1 protein-coding gene is annotated in these 348 nt (G+C 37.6%); it reads right to left on the bottom strand.

Features of this window, described 5'->3' with window-relative positions; translation table 11 throughout:
* A partial coding sequence (locus ABDZ84_RS07275) for a transposase (protein WP_343780730.1) occupies positions 1 to 348 on the bottom strand: 348 nt, incomplete at both ends.

Below are 348 nucleotides of genomic sequence, written 5' to 3'. Positions count from 1 at the left end.
CTAATAGCTTTTTGCTTAAGCTCTTACTCCTTCTAGAATACACCCCATAGTGACGAATTGTCTTGAACTGTTCATTAGGAATATGACGTATTAATCGAATAATGAATTCTTCTACCGTTACGGTCTCATGTTTTTCTTTACCGTCTACTTTATCCATATATTTGAATGTCACATGTTGACCATCATATTCCTCGATACGATTGTTCCCAATCGCTGGTCGACGAATATAGCGGCCAATATAACGCAGTTGGTCCTTCACCTTTCCTCTTTGTTTTGGCGCATACACATAGAAGCCTTCCCCATTATTAGAAAAAGCCTGTTGTAATCTTGGTTGAATTCTTTTCTTTT

Origin of the sequence: Virgibacillus salarius, assembly GCF_039521925.1 — a bacterium.
Taxonomy (GTDB): domain Bacteria; phylum Bacillota; class Bacilli; order Bacillales; family Amphibacillaceae; genus Virgibacillus; species Virgibacillus salarius.
Note: the sequence above shows the minus strand (reverse complement) of the source record. Positions and strands in the feature narration are given on the sequence as shown.